This is a genomic window from Flavobacterium sp. (assembly GCF_049590715.1).
Taxonomy (GTDB): Bacteria; Bacteroidota; Bacteroidia; order Flavobacteriales; family Flavobacteriaceae; genus Flavobacterium.
In genome coordinates this window covers 1-5,127 of record NZ_JBAWDL010000225.1, presented here as the reverse complement: position 1 = coordinate 5,127, position 5,127 = coordinate 1, and the positions used below count along the sequence as shown (strand labels likewise).

General features: G+C 33.6%; 3 protein-coding genes. All 3 read left to right on the top strand.

Annotated features, from left to right (window positions below; translation table 11 throughout):
• Positions 1-314: 314 nt before the first annotated feature.
• Entirely contained in the window at positions 315-1,598 is a 1,284-nt protein-coding gene (locus WBQ70_RS10380; RefSeq protein WP_423913772.1) for a hypothetical protein, read from the top strand.
• A gap of 121 nt (positions 1,599-1,719) precedes the next feature.
• The gene (locus WBQ70_RS10375) at positions 1,720-3,681 is read left to right on the top strand and encodes a KUP/HAK/KT family potassium transporter (protein ID WP_423913769.1); all 1,962 of its coding nucleotides are present in this window, start codon (positions 1,720-1,722) and stop codon (positions 3,679-3,681) included.
• Positions 3,682-3,818: 137 nt separating this feature from the next.
• Positions 3,819-5,039, top strand: coding sequence for an RsmB/NOP family class I SAM-dependent RNA methyltransferase (locus tag WBQ70_RS10370; RefSeq protein ID WP_423913767.1), 1,221 nt, complete (start codon positions 3,819-3,821; stop codon positions 5,037-5,039).
• Positions 5,040-5,127: the final 88 nt, after the last annotated feature.

Below are 5,127 nucleotides of genomic sequence, written 5' to 3'. Positions count from 1 at the left end.
GGTAATATTGAGATGTATAAAGAATTGTTGAATGGCGAGGAATAGCATGTTTTTTTTTAAAAGAAAACGTATCTGTTGCTGTACATAATAACGTTTCAGCTTCTTAAATACTGTTCTATTTAAATTCAAAGTGTTTAAATCTTAAAAGTCTTTAATTTTCTTAAATGATTTAAAAAAAACCAGAATAATAAGCACTCTAAAATTAGAGATTCGTGCTTAGCATCGTATTTTAATTCAAACCAAGCTTACATTGTTTTTATATCTTGGCACAGTAATTGAATATTCCAAAAATATACAATTAAAATGCACCGATCATGAAAACTAAAATACTTATAGCGAGCTTATTGACTTCCTTTTTTGCCATGCAAATACAAGCACAATATGGAAGTGTAAATGCGATGAACAACGAAATTAGCGATAATTTAGATTTAAAAGCCGTTGCTTCTATTTTTGGTGATTCTCGTAATTTGCAGGATTTTGAGGAACGATTAAATGACCCTAAAATTCAAATTTCTAATTTGGACTTGAACTACGACAATCAAGTAGATTACTTACGAGTTATCGAAACTGTGGATGGTAATACACACTTAATTATCATTCAATCTGTTATAGATCGTGATGTATATCAAGATGTTGCTACTATTGATGTAGAACGAAACAATGCTAACAATGTGCAAATACATATTGTAGGGAATGATTTTATTTATGGGCCAAATTACATTTATCAGCCTGTTTACTATAGTGTTCCTCCCATTTATGCATCTTTCTACGTGAGTAATTATCGCCCTTACAGATCCACTTGGTACTGGAATTATTATCCTAGATATTATACCGCTTGGAGACCTTATCCATTATATAGATACCGCTCTAACATCCATGTGTCTATCAATGTGCGAAACACCTACAATTATGTAAATTACAGAAGAAATGATAGAGCTATTTCATTATACAATTCAAATCGTTCCAATGGATACGAACGTTTACATCCAGAATCTAGTTTTTCAAGACGTAATGCTTCTGTAAATAACAGGTATGAATTAGACCAAAGAAAAAGCTCTAGAAGTGGTAGCTCAAGGAATCAAAACAACTCATCTAGAAACGGAAATTCAAGAAGTACAACTCCTAACAGCGGACTTTCAAATAATTCAAGAAATTATTCTCAAAAGTCAGGAAATACTAGAGAAAATTCTACTGGAAAAAGTAGCTCAACAAGAGATGTAAATCCACAGCCTTCACAAGGGCAAAGAGAAAATTCTCAAAGTAGAAGCAACTCGACTAGAGAAGCAATGCCGCAACCTTCACAAAGTCAAAGAGACAATTCTCAAAGCAGAAGTAGTTCAACCAGAGAAGCAATGCCGCAACCTTCACAGAGTCAAAGAGAAAATTCTCAAAGCAGAAGCAGTTCGACTAGACAATCGACTCCGCAACCTTCACCAAGTCAAAGAGAAAATTCTCAAAGCAGAAGTAGTTCGGCAAGACAATCTAGTCCGCAACCATCACCAAGTCAAAATCGTTCTTCTGAAAGTAGATCGAGTTCCTCAAGAGAGAGTAGTGGTCGTAGTTCTTCCTCAAACAACATGAGTAATAGAAGAACTTAAAATAGTCTTTTCAAATATAAAACACGGTTTAACATACCGTGTTTTTTTTGTTCTTTTTAAAAAAAATTTAAGCTATTCGCTTTAAAAAGAGTAAATTTGGGGCTTTTATTAAAATTACTTCATGAGTACATCGCATAGGGATTTACATTCTAAATTATCATTAGGGGGTTTATTAATTACGTTAGGCATCATTTACGGAGATATTGGAACCTCTCCTTTATATGTTATGAAAGCCATACTTGGAGACCACACCATCAGTGCTGACATTGTATTAGGAGGGATTTCTTGTGTTTTTTGGACACTAACTTTACAAACCACGATCAAATATGTAATCATCACTTTAAGTGCTGACAATCATGGCGAAGGCGGAATTTTTGCTCTTTATGCTTTAGTCAAAAAAATGAAAATAAAATGGCTTATTGTCCCCGCCATTATTGGAGGAAGTGCTTTACTTGCTGACGGTATTATCACCCCTCCTATCTCCGTATCCTCAGCAGTCGAAGGAATCAAAACATTCTACCCTGAAATAAATACGATTCCAATTGTTATTGGAATATTATTTATTTTATTTTCAATACAACAGTTTGGAACCAAATTAGTAGGTAAGTTTTTCGCTCCTATGATGCTTATTTGGTTTAGTATGTTAGGGATTCTTGGAATAATTCAAATAACAAAACACCCTGAAGTTGTAAAAGCATTTAATCCTTATTACGCCTATCATCTATTAAAAATACATCCTGAGGGCTTTTTCGTTTTAGGTTTAGTTTTCCTATGTACTACTGGAGCCGAAGCACTTTACTCAGACATGGGACACTGTGGCCGTAAGAATATCCGAATCAGTTGGATTTTTGTAAAAATAACGTTGTTATTGAATTATTTTGGACAAGCAGCCTATTTAATTCATCACGAAGGGGAAACACTACAAACTTTAGGAGGACAAAACGGAAATCCATTTTACCTCATCATGGCTGATTGGTTTCAACCTTTTGGAATTGTAATTGCAACACTTGCTGCTGTAATTGCTTCTCAGGCGTTAATTAGTGGTTCTTTTACATTGATAAATGAAGCCATGCGATTGAATTTTTGGCCCAAAGTTAAAATCAAATACCCTACCGAATTAAAAGGACAATTATACATTCCATCAATCAACTGGCTTTTGTTTTTGGGCTGTGTGGGTATTGTCATCCACTTTGAAGAATCAAGCAATATGGAACATGCTTATGGATTAGCGATCGTTCTTTGTATGATTATGACCACCATTTTACTTAATTTTTATTTGATTATGAAAAGAGTAAAATTATATTTTATGGTCCCATTAATTACTATTTATCTACTAATTGAATTTAGTTTTTTTATTGCCAATGTGACCAAATTTGCCGAAGGTGGTTATGTTACCTTAATTATTGCCATGATTCTGATTTCGATTATGACGACTTGGTTTATGGCCAAAAAAATCAACAAAAGTTATACTAAAATTGTAAAAATTCAAGATTACAAAAAAGTATTATCAGAACTAAGCGTTGATTTAACCATTCCAAAATATGCCACTCATTTGGTTTACATGACCAATGCCAATCGCTCTGATGAAATAGAAGAAAAAGTAATGTATTCTATTCTTCAAAAAAGACCAAAAAGAGCTGATATTTATTGGTTTGTACATGTTAACATCTTGAGTGAACCTTACAAAACAGAATACAGAGTTACTGAAATTTTAAAAGATGACTTATACCGTATTGATTTTAATTTAGGCTTTAGAGAACCTACAAAAATCAACCTAATGTTCAAAGAGGTAATCAAAGACATGGTTCATAAAGGCGAAGTAGACATCACGAGCCGATACGAATCTTTGAATAAAAACAACATTTTAGGTGACTTTAAATTTGTTTTATCTGAAAAATTCCTTTCTCATGACAGTGATTTAAGATGGTATGAAAAAATAGTGATGAACTCTTATTTCTTCATCAAAAAACTAAGTTTATCTGAAGAAAGAGCTTTTGGACTGGATAGTAGTTCTGTGAAAATAGAGAAATTCCCAATGGTACTTCATGCTCCAGAAATTATTGGATTAACTCGTGTAGAGTAACAATTAAACTTCTTAATACAAAAACACCGTTCGCAACGGTGTTTTTTTTTGCTTAAATAAGATAATTTCAATATTCAGTATTTAAAAATTAAACTTTCAAATCAATTAATAGTACCTTTGCGGCTCAATTAATTAAAATGAGATTACACAGAAATTTAGTATATACCACTATCGACTCTCTAAACGCTATTTTTAACGAAGGAGAATATGCTGATAAAGTGGTTGCAAGAGCATTAAAAAAGGACAAAAGATGGGGAAGTTCCGATCGTAAATTTGTTGCCGAAACCATCTACGAAATCGTACGTTGGAAACGATTATATGCCGAAGTTGCCGAAGTTAAAGAACCATTTGACCGCGATAATTTATGGAGAATGTTTTCTGTATGGGCAGTACTAAGAGGTTATCCTATTCCAGATTGGCGTCAATTAGAAGGAACACCTGAAAGAAAAATCAAAGGGCGTTTTGACGAATTATCAAGAACAAGAGCCATCAAAGAATCGATTCCAGATTGGATAGACGAATTAGGGGTTAAGGAATTAGGAGAAGAAGTTTGGGCTAAAGAAATCGCTGCTCAAAACCAACCTGCCAAAGTAATCTTGAGAACCAATACACTTAAGACCACTAAAGAAAACCTAAGAGCCATCTTAATGGACTTAGATATTGAAACAGAATCGTTACCAGACCAACCTGAAGCTTTAGTACTCAAAGAAAGAGCCAATGTCTTTATGACGGATGTTTTCAAACAAGGTTTCTTTGAAGTTCAAGATGCTAATTCACAATTAGTAGCAGGTTTCTTAGATGTAAAACCAGGAATGAGAGTCGTTGATACTTGTGCTGGTGCAGGTGGAAAATCATTGCACATTGCTGCTTTGATGGAAAACAAAGGACAATTGATTGCCATGGATTTATACGAAAGCAAATTAAAGCAATTAAAAATTAGAGCGAAACGTGATGGCGTGTTCAACGTTGAATACCGTATCATCGAAAGCACGAAAGTAATCAAACGATTACATGGAACTGCAGATCGTGTTTTAATTGATGCTCCTTGTAGCGGTTTAGGTGTTTTAAAAAGAAACCCGGATGCTAAATGGAAATTGAAACCGGAATTCATTGACAATATTCGCAAAATTCAATCTGAGGTTTTAGAGAGTTATTCTAAAATCGTAAAACCAGGCGGGAAATTAGTATATGCTACATGTTCTATTCTTCCTTCTGAAAACCAAGAACAAGTAGAACGTTTTCTAACTACTGAAATTGGAAAAGAATTCACTTTTATTAAAGACCACAAAATACTAGCGCATGAGTCTGGATTTGACGGATTCTATATGGCTTTATTAGAGCGAAAAGCTAAAAATTAGAAGTTAGAAGTTAGAAGTTAGAAGTTAGAAGTTAGAAGTTAGAAGTTAGAAGTTAGAAGTTAGAAGTTAGAAGTTAGAAGTTAGAAGT

What these genes read in the sequence shown, in the direction of transcription:
- WBQ70_RS10370 (WP_423913767.1), top strand. Translation starts at nt 3,819, where the DNA reads ATGAGATTACACAGAAATTTAGTATATACCACTATCGACTCTCTAAAC.
- WBQ70_RS10380 (WP_423913772.1), top strand. Translation starts at nt 315, where the DNA reads ATGAAAACTAAAATACTTATAGCGAGCTTATTGACTTCCTTTTTTGCC.
- WBQ70_RS10375 (WP_423913769.1), top strand. Translation starts at nt 1,720, where the DNA reads ATGAGTACATCGCATAGGGATTTACATTCTAAATTATCATTAGGGGGT.